Source organism: Fibrella musci, from assembly GCF_041321105.1.
GTDB classification, from domain to species: domain Bacteria; phylum Bacteroidota; class Bacteroidia; order Cytophagales; family Spirosomataceae; genus Fibrella; species Fibrella musci.
On record NZ_JBGGWD010000001.1, the window covers coordinates 834,198 to 848,329 of the forward strand.

At 56.9% G+C, this 14,132-nt stretch carries 14 protein-coding genes; 4 read left to right on the forward strand and 10 right to left on the reverse strand.

From position 1 onward, the window contains the following. Nucleotides 1–70: 70 nt before the first annotated feature. Complete coding sequence (locus ACAW74_RS03335; protein WP_370696767.1) at nucleotides 71–1,243, forward strand: aminotransferase class V-fold PLP-dependent enzyme; 1,173 nt, start codon at nucleotides 71–73, stop codon at nucleotides 1,241–1,243. 32 nt (nucleotides 1,244–1,275) lie between these two features. On the opposite strand, the gene ACAW74_RS03340 is transcribed toward ACAW74_RS03335, so the two are convergent. The 3 genes from ACAW74_RS03340 to ACAW74_RS03350 form a co-directional block, all read right to left on the reverse strand. Continuing rightward, nucleotides 1,276–1,473 carry a hypothetical protein gene (locus tag ACAW74_RS03340; protein WP_370696768.1) on the reverse strand — a complete coding sequence of 66 codons (198 nt, stop codon included), beginning with the start codon at nucleotides 1,471–1,473 and terminating at the stop codon, nucleotides 1,276–1,278. Next, on the reverse strand, nucleotides 1,470–1,973 hold the full coding sequence (locus ACAW74_RS03345) for a SixA phosphatase family protein (protein WP_370696769.1): 504 nt from the start codon (nucleotides 1,971–1,973) through the stop codon (nucleotides 1,470–1,472). Before ACAW74_RS03345 ends, ACAW74_RS03340 begins: the two co-directional genes overlap by 4 nt. Before the next feature lie 138 nt (nucleotides 1,974–2,111). Then, on the reverse strand, nucleotides 2,112–2,891 hold the full coding sequence (locus ACAW74_RS03350) for a 3-keto-disaccharide hydrolase (protein WP_370696770.1): 780 nt from the start codon (nucleotides 2,889–2,891) through the stop codon (nucleotides 2,112–2,114). A 155-nt stretch (nucleotides 2,892–3,046) separates the two neighbouring features. Here ACAW74_RS03350 and ACAW74_RS03355 point away from each other — a divergent pair, with 155 nt between their 5' ends. The 3 genes from ACAW74_RS03355 to ACAW74_RS03365 all read left to right on the forward strand — a co-directional run bounded on the left by ACAW74_RS03355 (nucleotide 3,047) and on the right by ACAW74_RS03365 (nucleotide 8,070). Continuing rightward, entirely contained in the window at nucleotides 3,047–4,891 is a 1,845-nt protein-coding gene (locus ACAW74_RS03355; protein ID WP_370696771.1) for a 3-keto-alpha-glucoside-1,2-lyase-like domain-containing protein, read from the forward strand. 87 nt (nucleotides 4,892–4,978) lie between these two features. After that, nucleotides 4,979–7,003 (forward strand): hypothetical protein, encoded by a 2,025-nt coding sequence (locus tag ACAW74_RS03360; RefSeq protein ID WP_370696772.1) that lies wholly within the window; start codon nucleotides 4,979–4,981, stop codon nucleotides 7,001–7,003. Nucleotides 7,004–7,224: 221 nt separating this feature from the next. Beyond that, nucleotides 7,225–8,070 (forward strand): DUF2911 domain-containing protein, encoded by an 846-nt coding sequence (locus ACAW74_RS03365; protein ID WP_370696773.1) that lies wholly within the window; start codon nucleotides 7,225–7,227, stop codon nucleotides 8,068–8,070. Nucleotides 8,071–8,147: 77 nt separating this feature from the next. On the opposite strand, the gene ACAW74_RS03370 is transcribed toward ACAW74_RS03365, so the two are convergent. From ACAW74_RS03370 to ACAW74_RS03400, 7 genes are all read right to left on the reverse strand, one after another. Continuing rightward, nucleotides 8,148–9,485, reverse strand: a complete 1,338-nt coding sequence (locus ACAW74_RS03370) for a PQQ-dependent sugar dehydrogenase (protein ID WP_370696774.1) — start codon at nucleotides 9,483–9,485, stop codon at nucleotides 8,148–8,150. Between the two features lie 154 nt (nucleotides 9,486–9,639). Further along, the gene (locus ACAW74_RS03375) at nucleotides 9,640–10,431 is read right to left on the reverse strand and encodes an acyl-CoA desaturase (RefSeq protein WP_370696775.1); all 792 of its coding nucleotides are present in this window, start codon (nucleotides 10,429–10,431) and stop codon (nucleotides 9,640–9,642) included. 156 nt (nucleotides 10,432–10,587) lie between these two features. Continuing rightward, nucleotides 10,588–11,256: a DUF4159 domain-containing protein gene (locus tag ACAW74_RS03380; RefSeq protein WP_370696776.1), complete on the reverse strand. Its 669-nt coding sequence runs from the start codon at nucleotides 11,254–11,256 to the stop codon at nucleotides 10,588–10,590. A gap of 121 nt (nucleotides 11,257–11,377) precedes the next feature. Further along, on the reverse strand, nucleotides 11,378–12,085 hold the full coding sequence (locus ACAW74_RS03385) for a 16S rRNA (uracil(1498)-N(3))-methyltransferase (protein WP_370696777.1): 708 nt from the start codon (nucleotides 12,083–12,085) through the stop codon (nucleotides 11,378–11,380). Nucleotides 12,086–12,111: 26 nt separating this feature from the next. Then, on the reverse strand, nucleotides 12,112–12,786 hold the full coding sequence (locus ACAW74_RS03390; RefSeq protein WP_370696778.1) for an SCO family protein: 675 nt from the start codon (nucleotides 12,784–12,786) through the stop codon (nucleotides 12,112–12,114). After that, nucleotides 12,755–13,354 (reverse strand): toxin-antitoxin system YwqK family antitoxin, encoded by a 600-nt coding sequence (locus tag ACAW74_RS03395; RefSeq protein WP_370696779.1) that lies wholly within the window; start codon nucleotides 13,352–13,354, stop codon nucleotides 12,755–12,757. Before ACAW74_RS03395 ends, ACAW74_RS03390 begins: the two co-directional genes overlap by 32 nt. After that, nucleotides 13,326–14,120, reverse strand: coding sequence for a YHYH protein (locus ACAW74_RS03400; RefSeq protein WP_370696780.1), 795 nt, complete (start codon nucleotides 14,118–14,120; stop codon nucleotides 13,326–13,328). The genes ACAW74_RS03395 and ACAW74_RS03400 overlap by 29 nt, the downstream gene beginning before the upstream one ends. Between the last annotated feature and the right edge of the window lie 12 nt (nucleotides 14,121–14,132).

Below are 14,132 nucleotides of genomic sequence, written 5' to 3' on the forward strand. Positions count from 1 at the left end.
GATACAGTAGATCCATATTATCCGCGCGTGTCCACACCATCCGTTGCATCCGCGTGACCATCTTTACAGCATGATTCAGCAACAGACGCCGCTTACCTGCCAACGTACCCAGTATACGTACCCAGCTGATGCGCATTACCTCAACTGCGCGACGCGGGCACCGCTCAGCCAGACCGTGGCGCAGGCGGGCCTCGACGCCATCAACCGGCAGTTGAACCCCATGGGCCTGACGCCCGACGACTTTTTTACTGGTGCCGTGGCTGTGCGCGAGTTATTTAGTCAACTCATCAACCAGCCCGATCCGTCGCGCATTGCCGTCATTCCGGCTATTTCGTATGGCATGGCGGTGGTGGCCCGCAACCTGCCCAACAAACCCGGTTTGCAGGCCGGTCAGCGCATTGTGCTGGTCGGCAGTGAGTTTCCGTCGGATGTGTATGCCTGGGATCGGGTGAGCGCCGAACTGGACCTGACCATACACACCGTGGCGATGCCCGCCGAGCTTCCCGCCGCCGAGGCCTGGAATGAAGCCCTGCTCGCCGCCATTACGCCCGACACAGCGCTGGTAGTTTGCCCTATGATTCACTGGATGTATGGCACCCGGTTCGATCTGGAAGCTGTGGGGGTACGTTGCCGCGAGGTGGGCGCCTGGCTGGCCGTCGATGGCACACAGAGTGTGGGCGCCCTGCCATTCGACTGGCAGCGGATTCAGCCCGACGCGCTGGTTTGCGCGGGTTACAAATGGCTGATGGGCCCCTATTCGATGGGGTTGGCCTGCTACGGCCCAGCGTTCGACGACGGCATTCCACTGGAAGAGGCGTGGATGAACCGGCTCGATAGCAATCAGTTTCACCGGCTGATGGACTACCAACCGAAATACCGCCCCGGCGCGTATCGGTACAATGTAGGCGAACACACGCACTTTACGCAAATGCCGATGCTCGAGGCGGCTCTGCGCCAACTACTCAACTACCAACCCGAGCGTATTCAAGCCTATTGCCGCGACCTGATGGCCGATGCCTTACCCGAGTTGGAACGCCTGGGCTATCAGTTGGAGCCCGAATCGGGCCGGGGGCATCACCTGCTGGGTGTATGGGTGCCACCCCACCTCGATGCGATGGTCGTTACGAAAACCCTCATGGCCCGCAACGTGTCGGTGTCGGCCCGGGGCCGCGCCATTCGCGTATCACCCCACGTCTACAACACACCCGACGATGTACAGGCGCTGGTCGAGGCGTTACGCTAGCGTGTTTAATTGATCGAAGCAACGTACCTGGGCTACCGCAGGGTATCGAGCCCGCTGGTGTCGAGTTGCATGGTTTTGCTGTCAACCTGCTGGCCGGGCAGAGCCCGGACCGCCTGTTTTTTGCGATTCCAGGGGGCGGTGGTGCGGCTCGCCATATCGATAGTCAGCAAGATAACGAGCAGCGTGAAGGCCAGAAAAATGATGATGAAGATACGGCGGTTCCGGTTCATGGCTTAAGGAGTTCCTTAGGCGTAACGTAGAACGACAGGAACCCGGTTCGGCCCGATACTTCGTTCCAGTGCAGGCTGTCGAAGGTGATCGCCGCTACACTTCCTTTACTCATGGACCCGACGTTCTGGTGCGTCAGGTATTCGGTGAAGTACGACACATCGGGGTTATGCCCGACGATCATCGCCGCTTCACAATCGTTGGGTAACGCGTTGACCACGGCCATGTAGGCTTTGGGGCCACCGTCATACAGTTTATCATCCAGTTGGATCGTCTCGGTATCGATGCCGAGTTGTTCGGCCACCACTTTGGCCGTGTCGCGGGCGCGGGGCGCCGTGCTGCTCACTAGCTCGGTAATCGTTACCCCTTTTTCCCGCAGATACTTGCCAATGCGCGCTGCCGCCATAATACCCTCCGGTACCAGTTCGCGGTCATGGTCGCCCAAAAAAGCAGCCCGATCTTCAGCCTTCGCGTGGCGAACAATGTAGAGGATACGTTTCATAGAAAAACAGTTTTCCGTCTTCAGTTTGCAGTCCTCCGTTACGCTGTTGGGCACCTCGTCTAACTAAACCGACAAGACCTGATTCTGTTGAATCGACAACGTAACAGAGGACTGTAAACTGAAGACTGTAAACTTAGCTTAAAGCTCTCTAACCCAGATATTCCGGAAGCCAACGGGGTTGCCGTGGTCCTGCAATACGATGGGGCCTTTGCCGTGAGCCTGTACTTTGGGAACACCGATATACTCGGTTGTGCCTTTTACGGCCACGTGGTTCTGTACCAGAATGCCATTGAGCAGCACCGTTACGTAGGCCGGTTCGAGCATCAGACCAGCTTTGTTAAAGCGCGGTGCCATGAAGATGATGTCGTACGACTGCCATTCGCCGGGTTTACGGCTGGGGTTTACGAGCGGAATCGCCTGCTTATAGATTGAACCGACCATCCCGTTTACGTACGTGGGGTTCTGGTAGTTGTCGAGCACCTGCACCTCGTAGCGACCTTGCAGAAAAACGCCGCTGTTGCCGCGTCCCTGCCCATTGCCTTCTACTTTAGACGGTGTCTGGAATTCGATGTGCAACTGCATGTCGCCAAACTCCTGCTTCGAGCGGGCCGACGAGCTTTTCGACGAATACAGCACGCCGTTCTGAACGGGCCATTGCAGCGGATCGGTGCTGGTGGTGGGAGCATAGCCCTTGTTGGCATACCAGTTATCGGCGTTCTTACCATCAAACAGCACAACGGCATCAGACGGTGCTGTGGTGCCTGCCGTGTTGGCCGAATACACACCGGGCGTTACGACGGGGGGCACGGGTTCCCAGATTTCGGAAGACTCAGGCGTTTGTTTGTTGGGCTGCACCTGAGCAAATGAAAAGCCAGCCGTAGCCAGCACTACCGCAAGGGTCGAGGTTACTTGTTTCATGTGTAAGCAAAAAATAAGAGAATCGGTCAAAGATAAGGCCAGAATCTATTGCCGCATGGGGATAGTCAGGCAAATAGATTACTTGTTATAAGTGGTCCCCAAGCGGGCATTTACTGTACTTTTGTTCTGGTTTTTTGCAATTACCAAGCTCATTTATGCAGAAGTTTCTTTTACAGGTTCTTTTTACAGCCAGCGGTTGGCTCGGAACCCAAGTCGTGTTTGGCCAGTCGGGCAAATCCCTGCCTCTGACCGATATGAGTGCTTTCCGGCAACCGGTTCCCGCCAACTGGAGCCTTGCGTCTGATCTGAACGCAGACCTTTCCAAACCCAACACGTTGACCGTGAAGCCCGGAACGGGCATTCTGGTCTGCCAGCCATCGGGTAAATATGGCACGCAGTTCAACCTGCTCACCGCAGCCGATCACGGCGATGCCGACATCGAGCTCGACTTTCTGATGGCTAAAGGAGCCAACTCGGGCATCTACCTGCAAGGCCGTTACGAACTACAACTGCTCGACAGCTGGGGCGTAACCACGCCGAAAGCATCGGATGTTGGCTCGATCTATGAACGCTGGGACGAACGCCGCCCCGAAGGTCAGAAAGGCTACGAAGGGCATCCGGCCCGCCAGAACGCCGGGAAAGCGCCGGGTCTGTGGCAGCACCTTCGCATCTCGTTTCAGGCCCCGCGTTTCGATGCGAGCGGTAAGAAAACCGAAAATGCCCGCTTCCTGCGGGTTGAACTCAACGGCATCCTGATCCACGACAACGTGGAGGTGAGCGGCCCCACGCGCGGCCCGCTGGCCGACGATGAGAAAGCCCGTGGTCCGCTGCTGTTTCAGGGCGATCATGGCGCGGTGGCGTTTCGTAATATCACCATCACTCCTTACGACAACGCCCGCCCTCGCCTGAGCGACCTGAGCTACAGCGTCTATAAAGGAAACTTCCGCAATGAGCCGTCGTTTGGTGGGCTGGCTCCCGAGTCGAAAGGCACTGCCCCGATTCTGTCGGCTGCCGTTAGCCGGATTCCGAACGATTTCGTCATTCGGTATACCGGTACATTGCACGTCGACCAGGCGGGTGAGTATACCTTCAATACGTCGACTGGCGGCGGATCAGGTCGGCTAACCATCAATAATCAGCCCGTTGGTAACTGGCGCGAAAACAACAGCGGCGGCAAAGTGACGCTGCCCAAAGGCGACTTGCCGTTTGAGTTGCTCTACAGCAAATTTGCCGACTGGGCCGGCCCCAATCTGGAACTTGCCGTAACCGGGCCAGGCATCCGTCGCTTCCTGCTAACGCCTGCGGGCACATCGCAGGACGAATCGGACCCGATTCTGGTATCGGCCGAAACGAATACGCTCCTCCGCAGCTTCATGGACTTGCCGAAGACGAAAAACGCCCAGGGACGTACCTACCGCGTCACGCACGGCATCTCGGTGGGCAGCCCCGAACAGGTACACTATACATACGACGCCGATAATGGTGCGATCGTGCAGGTTTGGCGCGGCATGTTTCTCGACGCGACGCCGATGTGGGAAAACCGGGGCGATGGGTCATCGCGGCCGATGGGCGCCGTTAACTACCTCGGAGCCAAACCCCAACTGACGGTAGCTCGTCTGGCTTCGGCTCAGGCTCCCTGGCCCGCCGACACGGCCAGCAGCGGATTCCGTCCCAAAGGCTACGCGCTTGACAACAGCGATCGTCCCACGTTCAGGTACGTTGTCGGCGGTGCGGCCGTCAATGACCAGATTCGGGTACTGCCCGACGGTCATGGTCTGCAACGCGAACTGACGGTGGCCGGAGGCAACGGACTTTACGCCCGCCTCGCCGATGCCGAAACCATCGAGGCGATGCCCAACAACACGTACCTGATCGACGGCAAATCGTATTTCATTCAGCTCAACGACAAAACGGCGAAGCCCGTTGTTCGCAGCAGCAACGGTCGGCAGGAACTGATTGTCCCGATCGCCGATAAACTCACGTATTCGATTCTTTTCTAAATGACCGTTGCCGGTTGATGGTCGCTGGTTCGTGTCGCAGACAACGCCGCCGATGGCTACCATCAAACGCCCAACCGCAGCTTTTATATGAAACTCATCCAGTATTCCCTCCTGATGGCAGCCCTGCTGGCAGCCCCGATGGCCAAGGCGCAGGAATCGCCCAAAGAGGAGGATTTTTTCAAGATTACGCGGGTCTCGGCACCCGAGGGTACGTTGCTCGAAGTGGGCGGCCTGACCATGTTGCCCAACGGCGATCTGGGCGTGGCTACCCGCCGGGGCGATATTTTCATTGTGCAGAACCCCACCAGCCGGCGGCCCTTTTTCCGCAAGTTTGCGTCAGGGCTCCACGAGGTGCTTGGTCTGACCTATAAAGACGGATCGTTCTACTGCGCGCAACGTGGTGAACTCACCAAGATGACCGATACCAACCAGGACGGTAAAGCCGATCTGTTCGAAACGGTCTACGCCTGGCCGCTGTCGGGGCATTACCACGAATACAGCTTTGGGCCGAAAATCGCACCGGACGGCACTTTCTTCGTGACAGGCAACGTAGCCTTCGGCGATGAAGAGTGGTGGCGGGGTGAGAGCCGGGTCCCTTGGCGCGGCTGGACGATGAAGATCAGCGAAAATGGCCAGATGCAACCCTGGGCGACGGGGATGCGCTCTCCGGCTGGCCTGGGTATGATCGACGGTGAACTCTTCTACGCCGACAACCAGGGCGACTGGCAGGGGTCGGGTGGCGTCGTGCACGTCAAGAAAGGGGCCTTCACGGGCCACCCCGCCGGTCTGCGCTGGACGGGCATGCCCAACTCACCGCTCAAACTGACGGCCGAGCAGTTCTATGCCAAAATCGACATTCGGCAGAAACGCGACGCCAACGGCCGGATGATCAAGCCCGAAAACGTGGTCAACGAAACACCTGACATGCTCTTTAAGGTAAAAGAGACGTTCCCGGATATCCAGACGCCCGCCGTTTGGCTGCCTCATGGCATTCTGGGTATTTCCAACTCCGAAATCGTCCCGATTCCGCAGGGTGTCTTTGGTCCGTTCAGCGGGCAATTGCTGGTCGGTGACCAAGGGATGAGCAAGATCTCGCGCGTGATGCTCGAAAAAGTAAACGGCGAATATCAGGGTGCGGCCATCGAGTTCCGGTCGGGATTCCGGTCGGGCGTGATGCGCCTGGCCTTTGCGCCTGATGGTTCGCTGTTTGTGGGTGAAACCAACCGGGGATGGGGCTCGGCGGGCGACGCCAACGAAGGGCTGCAACGCCTCGTCTATAACGGCAACACGCCTTTTGAGATGCGCACGGTGCGCGCCATGCCCGATGGCTTCGAGGTGGAGTTCACTCAACCTGTTACCAAGGCGTCGGCCGAAGACCTGGCGTCGTATTCGGTGGAGAGCTTCATATACAAGTATCACCCGGTTTATGGCAGCCCCACCATCAACAAGGAGAAGCACGCCATCAAAGGCGTGAAGGTTTCAGACGATGGCCTGCGGGCACGGATTGTGGTCGACAACCTGCGGAAGAGCTATATTCATCAGCTTACGCTCGACGGGGTACGTTCGCAGGATGGCACCTATTCGCTGGTTCACCCCATTGCCTACTACACGCTCAACAACATCCCTGACGGCACCAAGCTGGCGACAACGGAGGTGAGCACGAAAAACTCAGCGGCCGTGAAAGCCCCTGAGCCAACCGCAGCGAAACCGGCTCCCGGCAAAGCGACGGCCACCAAACCGGCGGCGAAAGGCAAACCGGCCCTTCAACTGGGTCAGGCGGTTAGCATGGCCAAAGCCCCTACGTATGATGAAGTGAAAGGACTACTGTCGCACCACACCTGTCTGGCCTGCCACAATGCCGAAAAGCGGCAGGTAGGTCCGGCTTACAAAGACGTGGCCAAGCGCGGGTACACCAACGACCAACTGGTTGAGTTGATATACAACCCCAAACCCGCTAACTGGCCCGACTATTCGACGGAGATGCCTCCCATGCCGCAGGTTCCTAAAGCCGACGCGCTGAAGATTGCCGCCTGGATCAACTCGCTGTCGCCGGCCAACAAAGGCGGCGCTGCCAAAGCCGCCGCGAACCCAGACGAGCCGAAGACGAAGTAAGGAGTGTCGTCCAAGGTTCAATGTCCAAGATCCAAAGTGGCTGATGCGTTCTGTACTGGCAGTAGTTACTTTGAACCTTGGGCATTGAACCTTGGCTGTTTTTTTTAGCAATTATCCATTAAACCATTAGTCGATAGAGTAATCAAACAGCCCGGATAGCCAGCCGGGCTGTTTTTTGCTAATTACGTCGTAAACTTGCTCCATATTCTATAAGACTACCGATGCTTAAACTCATCATTACCGCATGCTTATCGGCTTGTATAACAGCCGTTTATGCTCAAATAGACGTACCTGCGGCCAGCCCTGCAGCGACCATTAGCCAGCAGGTCGGTCTGGGCACTGTTACCGTCTCGTATAGCCGTCCTTCGCTGAAGGGCCGCACCATGTTTGGCGACCGCGTGCCATATGGCAAAGTGTGGCGGACGGGTGCCAACAAAATCACGACGCTGAAACTGTCGGAGCCTATGACCATTAATGGTAAGGCGTTGGAAACAGGTACGTATGGCCTGTATTCGATTCCCGATCAGGATTCGTTTACGTTTATCATCAACAAAGACGCCAACGCCTGGGGAGCTTACGATTATAAAGAAGCCAACGACGTGGTGCGGCTGGTTGTGAAACCGGAGCGCCTGAATAATCGGCAAAAGACCGAAACTCTCACGTTTGAGTTTGTCGGTATCACCCCCACTTCGGCCACGCTGCAAATGCGCTGGGAAAACATGGCGGCTCAACTGACCATCACCGACGATGCCGACTCGCACGTGATGGCGCAGATCAAACAAAAAACGGCCGATCCCAAAGCCTCGACGGATACGTACTTCGCGGCGGCCAACTACTACCTCGATACCAACCGCGACCTGAATCAGGCACTGAGCTGGGCTAACAAAGTGGTCGAGAAAACCCAGGAATACTGGACGTACCACCTGCGGGCCAAAATCGAAGCGAAACTCGGCAACTGCAAAGCTGCCCGCGCTGATGCCCAGATGTCGCTCGACATGGCGAAAAAAGCCAACGACGACGCCTACATCAAAAACAACGAAACTATTCTGGATGGCTGCAAGCTGTAAACGCTCCTTGCTGACCTAAACGAAAAACGCCCCACCTGCTTAGGTGGGGCGTTTTTCGTTTATATAACTACCCTGCCTCAGAACCCGAGTCGCAGTTGACCACCGGTAGCGAAGCTGAGTGTCCCTCCAGCTTCCAGTTGCAGCCGCGCGGTCTGTCTGGCCGGTCCTGCACCGATGGCAACGGCATGCCCCACCACCGCCCGAACACCACTGACCGGCACCTGCCCACACGACCAAAGCCCGGCCGTTTGCCAATCACCAGCCTGATTAGTCCGGCAGGCCACATCGCCCGTGTAGGTGAGCCGGAGCAACGTACCTGTACCCCAGCTCAAATAATATAAATAGCCATCGGTGCCGAGCGTCAGGCCGACACCATACCCGTTCAAGCCCGTTGCGAAAGCGGCCCGCGTCGCTGTTGCTCCCGAGAGGTCGAGTGTGTTAATCCAGTTGTTACAGAAATCCTGATAGAAGTAGCGCCCCACGTAAGCAGCCGGGTAAACGGCTAAGGCCGGACTGTAGAAAGCCCCGCCCGTAATGGCGCAGCCAACCCCATCGCCACCGCCATGTGCATAGGCGTAAACCGGATTGGTATACGCCGGATTATTGGCCATGCCTTCTGCATTGGGCCAGCCAAAATTCAACCCGCCCATCGTGGCATCATTGATTTCTTCCCAGGCCTCCTGCCCTACGTCGTTGACAAACAAACGACCCGTGCGCGGTTGCACTGTCAGCGTGTATGGATTACGAACCCCATAGGCCCACACCCGCCGCCGAGCCGCCGACCCCGCAGGAAACGGGTTGTCAGCGGGCGCACTACCATCGGGATTGATGCGCAAAACTTTGCCCAGGTACGTATCCAGGTTCTGCGCGTTGCCCCCGAAGGCATTGTCGCCAACGCCCACATACAGCTTTCGGTCGGGTCCGAAGACCATCGAGCCCCCGTTGTGATTGGTAGCCCCACTGAGTGGGTCAAGGTCAAGCACCACCACTTCACTGCCGACCAGCACCGCATCACCAGCCGCTGTCAGTCGGCTAATCCGGTTATGGGGCGGCGTGGGGCCGTTGGCCGGTACCGTATAGTACACATACACGTGCGAATTCGTCGGAAAGTCGGGATCAAGCGCCAAACCGATCAGACCACGTTCACCGCTGGCATCGACGGTAAGTTGCGCAAACGGAGGGGATAGCAGACTGCCGTTCTTGACCACCCGAATCAGGCCGTTTTGCTCGGTGATAAAGAGCCGCCCGTCGGGTGCCGACACGACCACCGTTGGCGTATTCAGGCCACTCGCTACCGTGGCGAGGCCGAAAGTAGGCGGCAAGGTTTGTGATACTCCCAATCGGCTCCAGACAAGCCAGCCAATGAGCAGCCAGCGCGAACGGGATAAAGGCGTAAGCCCTTGTAAAGTCGTCATGGTACTAGTCAGGTTCAGCGTATTGCCGAATATACCGCCTGATAAACATTGATACCGAACGAGTTAGCCAACGGGAAGTTGCCGCCTGCCCTATACAAGCAGAAAGCCCCGCAACACGATGCTGCGGGGCTTTCTGCTTGGTCTTCGAAATTGATTACTGCACCTCAACGCGACGCTCATGGCCGGTTTCAAACTCGGCAGTCGCTTTGGCGGGGCGCATCTTGATAATCCGCATGGCCGACAACACTTTGATCATCGGATACGTGGGGTCAAACTCAAACCATTTGGCACCGAAGTTGGCAGCATTGGGGCGTTTGTGGTGGTTGTTCTGAAACAGTTCACCCATCATCACCACGTCGAGCACCAGCGAGTTTTTCGACTTGTCGTGGTTATCAAAGTTGGCGTACCCATACTTGTGGCCGCTCCAGTTAATGATCGCGCCGTGAACGGGTCCCATCACGAAGTGTACCGGCAGCAGGAAGAAAAACGCCCAGTGCATATCCAGGTAAATGAACGCAAACACATAGAACAGGCTATAGGCAATGCCCCAACCAGCCCGTGACACCCACGAATCACCGATTTTCTCCATCAGGTTCCACTCGGGGTAATTGCGATCAAACTGCCGTTCGATGGCTTGCTTGCGGTGCAACACCGCGTTGTAAATGTTTTTTGTCTGCCACATCATCGTGAAAATATTCTTGGTGTGATGCGGCGAGTGCGGGTCTTTCGGTGTATCGCTGAAGGCGTGGTGCATCCGGTGCAATACGGCGTAGGCACGGGGGCTTAGGTACGATGAACCCTGCGACACGTAGGTGAGGGCGTAGAAAAACCGCTCCCAGAATTTGCTCATCGAGAACATCTTATGCGCCGAATAACGGTGCAAAAAGAAGGTCTGGCAAAACAGAGACAGATACCAGTGTGCGGCAAAAGCAGCTACAACAATCACGGTGTTGGTAGTTTAAAAATGAAAAAGAACTCGACTTGACAAAAATACGATTTTTCCGAGCCTATATACTGTATATACGAAATTTAAGCCGATTAGATTGGAGATTAACCATTAAGCGGAAAATAGTTAGCATCTACTGCAACCCCTGCTACACGGCTAATCCACCACCGTTGTGGCATATTGCAACAGGTTGGCCCCCATCCGCAAGGCAGCCTGCCGGGCCGACTCGGGGTCGTTGTACACCGCCTGATCTTCCCAGCCGTTGCCTAGGTCACACTCATAACTGTAAAAGCACACTAATCGTCCCTGATAAATCAGGCCGAACCCCTGCGGCGCTTTCCCGTCGTGCTCATGCACCTTGGGCAATCCGTTCGGAAACTTAAATTTCTGATTATAAATGGGGTGCGTAAAGGGCAACTCAATAAACGACAGTTCCGGGAAAACGCGCTTCATTTCCCGTCGGAGAAACTTATCGAGGCCGTAGTTGTCATCGACGTGAAGAAACCCTCCCGACATCAGGTAGCGCCGCATATTCTGCACGTCGCCTTCTGAAAACAGCACGTTGCCGTGCCCCGTCATGTGCACAAACGGATACGAGAACAGGTCGGGACTACCCACATCCACGATGTCTTCTTCGGGAAAAATGTTCATCCGCAGTTGCTGATTGGCAAACTTGATCAGGTTGGGCAGCGATGTTTTGTTGGCGTACCAGTCGCCCCCGCCGTTGTATTTCAGCTTGGCGATTCGGTAAGCATAGGGCTGTGCCTGCACCGTGATGAACGAGGAACAGCAAACGATAAGAACGAAGAGCAGAAAGCGGTTCATAAAAAATACCCCCCGCCCTAAAGGGGGCCTGCTGGCGCATGAGTGGGCTTCGCCTGATTGTTGAAACTGCTGGCGAAGCCCACTCATGCGCCAGCAGGCCCCCTTTAGGGCGGGGGGTATTTTACGCGTTAATCAAATTAACTACCTGACAGGCCGTCAGGGCAGCGGTTTCGGTGCGGAGCCGGTTGGGGCCGAGCGTGGCCATCCGAAACCCCGCCGCCATAGCCTGCTGCACTTCTTGTGCCGAAAAATCGCCTTCGGGGCCAATCAGCACCGCACACGACGTACCCGGCAATGCCTGCCGAACCAGATGGGGCACCACTTCGTCGTCGGGCAGATGCGCAATAAACCGTTGAGCCTCCGTAACAGCGGGCAGCAGTTGGGTAAACGAAACGGCCTCGTCGAGTTGGGGCAACCACGATTGCAGCGACTGTTTCATGGCAGCAACGGCAATTTTCTCGATCCGTTCCAGTTTCAGCACCCGCCGTTCGGAGTGTTGCCCGACAAAGAAACTGATTCGTTCGATGCCCAGCTCAACCGCCTTCTCAACAAACCACTCAATCCGGTCCATGTTTTTAGTAGGTGCCACACAAATGCGCACCGCAAACTGCCGGGCCGGTGTTGTTTCGATCCGCTCGACCCGAAAGCCGCATTGCTTCGTGTCGGCTTTGGTAATAACGCACAAAAACCGATTTCCGCGCCCGTCGGTAACGGCAATGGGGTCGCCCACGCCAAGGCGCAACGTTTTTATGGCATGGCGGGCATCTTCGTCGGGCAACGTACCCAGCGTATCGGTGGGTTGAAGAGCGGGGTGATAAAACAGGTGCATAGGCGCTAAACTACCCCCTAAAGGTACTACCTGCCCAGCAATGCCCGGATGTCCGCAATCAGATGATCGATTTCCTGGGGTTGGGTGCCGTTGTAAATGCCCCGGATCCGGCGGGTTTCGTCCACCAGAATCAGGTGTTCGGTATGCAGAAATTCGGTTGAATCGCGGGTGAATCCGATGCGTTCTTCGGCAAAATACGACTGCCGGGCCAGCGTATACAGTGGCCCGCGGTCGCCCGTCAGCAGGTGCCACGTATCGGACTTAATACCCTTCTGATCAGCGTATTGCTTTAGCCGCGCCACCGAGTCGATCCAGGGCGTTACGCTGTAAGACAGCAACAGCACGCGCGGCTCGTGCCGGAATGTATCCTGCACGGCACGCATAAGGCTAGTCATTTTGGGGCAAATACTGGGACAGGCCGTAAAGAAAAAATTAGCCACGTGTACCTTACCCGCAATCGTCTGTTGCGTCACGAGCGCATTGGTCTGGTCGCGAAAGGCAAAATCGCCAATCTGGTGCGTGACGGTGCGTTCAACAGCGGCCGGCTCAGTGAGCCAGAGCGGCGTAAAATCAGGCGTGTTGTAATAGGGTACGCCGGTCGTTTCCGGGTCAGACTGGCAACCCAGCAACGTACCCAGCACGGCCAGCGCGAATAGCCAGCTAGCGGCGTCAGGGCGCCACCCGAATCGAATCCCAGACATTTTCGCAGTTTTTTACGCCCGTAAAGCCATAGAGTCGGCCTTCGCGGGCTTCGTAATTGGCCTTCAGCGTGCCGTTGTCAAACCAGAGTTGCTGCGGGCCTTCCTCGTGCCCTTCGTGGTAAGTGCCGCGCCGGGCCAGCCGCCCATTGGGAAACCACTCGTTCAGCTTGCCTTCGTAAACATCATGCTGGCATTGGGCCGTAAACTCCGGCTTACCATTGGCATACCAGCCGCGTTGCTCGCCTTCCTGCCAGCCGTGGCGGTAGTGGCGCCACTCGCGCAGTTGCCCGTTGGCATACCGTTTTCGATGCACACCCTCGGCTTTGCCCTGCCAGTAAGCCCCCACAAAAGCCGTGTCGCCCGTGGGGTATAGGGAGTATTGCCAGCCGCTGAACCGATTATTGTTGAGCCAGAGTTGCCCATCGCGCCACTGCCAGCCCGCCGCCGCGCTGTTCACAAACACATGCGGGATCGACGGCTCCGCTCCACAGCCGGGCAGCCCGAGAGCCAGCAGCGCAATGAGCCAGGCAACCAGCCCGCTATCGCGTAACGGTGCCTGCCTTGCCATAAAATCCGCTGCCGCTGATGTAGGGGTCCTCGGCCGTAATGTGGTAGTGGTAAATGCCGCTGGGGTAATCGGCGGTTTTGCCAATGTGCCCGTGATACTTGTCCAGATCGGCGTTGGTAATGGTTTTGCCGTTTTCGACGGGGCCATACACCGGGAAGCCATCGAGCAGGAAGCCCATCAGCGCGTCTTTGCCTTTGTTCTTGGTCAGGTACGTTGGTTCGAGGTGGTAATGGTACTGCCCCTGCTGCTGCGGATGCCCGCCATACTGATCGAAGCCGTTGATCTCGTTGGTCAGCGGTGCGTTCTGCGCCGCATACTGATTAAAGAACGCAACGCCGTTGAGCGCCACGCCCGTCGAACCCAATGGCGTTGCGGCATGCGTTGGGTCTTCGGCTGGGTTCATTGGAATCTTGTAGGTCAGGCTCGTTTCGGCGATCACGTTAGGGTTTTGGGCGTAGCGCGCGTTGGTGCCGTTGTAGGCTTCATAAAGACTGCTTTCCCAGGCGGTGCCTTTGTAATACGGACTTTTGTGATCGGGGCGACCGCTGGTTTTGATCACGATGTTGCTGCCTTCCACGTAAATCGAGGTGGCACCATACAGTTTCTTGTAGACATCCGGCACCCCCGTTCCCACCGTTACCGATGTCGATGTAGTGGGCATCGTACTCGTTGGGGAAACGGCATCGCTTGCTTTCTGGCAGGCAGCGGCTAGCAGCAGGCCCGTTAATGTGCCCCCGGCCGCCATAATCAATCCCTTACGTTTCATAGTGCTTGATGG

What these genes read in the sequence shown, in the direction of transcription:
- ACAW74_RS03335 (WP_370696767.1), top strand. Translation starts at nt 71, where the DNA reads ATGATTCAGCAACAGACGCCGCTTACCTGCCAACGTACCCAGTATACG.
- ACAW74_RS03340 (WP_370696768.1), bottom strand. Translation starts at nt 1,473, where the DNA reads ATGAACCGGAACCGCCGTATCTTCATCATCATTTTTCTGGCCTTCACG.
- ACAW74_RS03345 (WP_370696769.1), bottom strand. Translation starts at nt 1,973, where the DNA reads ATGAAACGTATCCTCTACATTGTTCGCCACGCGAAGGCTGAAGATCGG.
- ACAW74_RS03350 (WP_370696770.1), bottom strand. Translation starts at nt 2,891, where the DNA reads ATGAAACAAGTAACCTCGACCCTTGCGGTAGTGCTGGCTACGGCTGGC.
- ACAW74_RS03355 (WP_370696771.1), top strand. Translation starts at nt 3,047, where the DNA reads ATGCAGAAGTTTCTTTTACAGGTTCTTTTTACAGCCAGCGGTTGGCTC.
- ACAW74_RS03360 (WP_370696772.1), top strand. Translation starts at nt 4,979, where the DNA reads ATGAAACTCATCCAGTATTCCCTCCTGATGGCAGCCCTGCTGGCAGCC.
- ACAW74_RS03365 (WP_370696773.1), top strand. Translation starts at nt 7,225, where the DNA reads ATGCTTAAACTCATCATTACCGCATGCTTATCGGCTTGTATAACAGCC.
- ACAW74_RS03370 (WP_370696774.1), bottom strand. Translation starts at nt 9,485, where the DNA reads ATGACGACTTTACAAGGGCTTACGCCTTTATCCCGTTCGCGCTGGCTG.
- ACAW74_RS03380 (WP_370696776.1), bottom strand. Translation starts at nt 11,256, where the DNA reads ATGAACCGCTTTCTGCTCTTCGTTCTTATCGTTTGCTGTTCCTCGTTC.
- ACAW74_RS03385 (WP_370696777.1), bottom strand. Translation starts at nt 12,085, where the DNA reads ATGCACCTGTTTTATCACCCCGCTCTTCAACCCACCGATACGCTGGGT.
- ACAW74_RS03390 (WP_370696778.1), bottom strand. Translation starts at nt 12,786, where the DNA reads ATGTCTGGGATTCGATTCGGGTGGCGCCCTGACGCCGCTAGCTGGCTA.
- ACAW74_RS03395 (WP_370696779.1), bottom strand. Translation starts at nt 13,354, where the DNA reads ATGGCAAGGCAGGCACCGTTACGCGATAGCGGGCTGGTTGCCTGGCTC.
- ACAW74_RS03400 (WP_370696780.1), bottom strand. Translation starts at nt 14,120, where the DNA reads ATGAAACGTAAGGGATTGATTATGGCGGCCGGGGGCACATTAACGGGC.